1 protein-coding gene is annotated in these 1,177 nt (G+C 46.5%); it reads left to right on the forward strand.

The annotated features are described in order from the left end of the window. Nucleotides 1-1,177 (forward strand): elongation factor Tu (gene tuf, locus AACT19_RS01540; protein WP_017079846.1); only part of this gene is annotated, 1,177 nt, incomplete at both ends.

Below are 1,177 nucleotides of genomic sequence, written 5' to 3' on the forward strand. Positions count from 1 at the left end.
TGTCTAAAGAAAAATTTGAACGTACGAAACCGCACGTAAACGTTGGTACTATCGGCCACGTTGACCACGGTAAAACAACTCTAACTGCTGCTATCTGTACTACACTTGCAAAAGTGTACGGCGGTGTTGCTAAAGATTTCGCATCTATCGATAACGCTCCAGAAGAGCGCGAGCGCGGTATCACAATCGCAACTTCTCACGTTGAGTACGATACTCCTGAACGTCACTACGCACACGTAGACTGTCCTGGACACGCCGATTATGTTAAAAACATGATCACTGGTGCTGCTCAAATGGACGGCGGTATCCTAGTTGTTGCTGCTACAGATGGCCCTATGCCACAAACACGTGAGCACATCCTACTTGGTCGTCAAGTTGGTATCCCTTACATCATCGTATTCATGAACAAATGTGACATGGTTGATGACGAAGAGCTACTTGAGCTAGTAGAAATGGAAGTACGTGAACTTCTTTCTGAGTACGAGTACCCAGGAGACGACCTTCCAGTAATTCAAGGTTCTGCACTTGGCGCTCTAAACGGCGAAAAGCAGTGGGAAGACAAGATCGTTGAGCTTGCAGAAGCACTAGATTCTTACATTCCACTTCCAGAGCGTGCTGTTGATCTACCGTTCCTACTTCCTATTGAAGATGTATTCTCAATCCAAGGTCGTGGTACAGTAGTTACTGGTCGTATCGAGCGCGGTATCCTACGTGTAGGTGACGAAGTAGAAATCGTTGGTATCAAAGAAACTACTCTTACTACTTGTACTGGTGTTGAAATGTTCCGTAAACTGCTTGACGAAGGTCGCGCAGGTGAGAACGTTGGTGCACTTCTACGTGGTACTAAGCGTGATGACGTTGAACGTGGCCAAGTACTTTCTGCTAAAGGTTCAATCAACCCACACACTAAGTTTGAGTCTGAAGTATACGTACTTTCTAAAGACGAAGGCGGCCGTCACACTCCTTTCTTCAAGGGTTACCGTCCACAGTTCTACTTCCGTACAACTGACGTAACAGGCGATATCACTCTACCAGAAGGCGTAGAAATGGTAATGCCAGGTGACAACGTTCAAATGACTGTTGAGCTAATCGCTCCAATCGCAATGGACGAAGGTCTACGTTTCGCAATCCGCGAAGGTGGCCGTACAGTTGGTGCTGGTGTTGTAGCTAAAATCTT

The sequence above is a fragment of the Vibrio sp. 10N.222.47.A9 genome (genome assembly GCF_963872585.1).
Taxonomy (GTDB): domain Bacteria; phylum Pseudomonadota; class Gammaproteobacteria; order Enterobacterales; family Vibrionaceae; genus Vibrio; species Vibrio splendidus.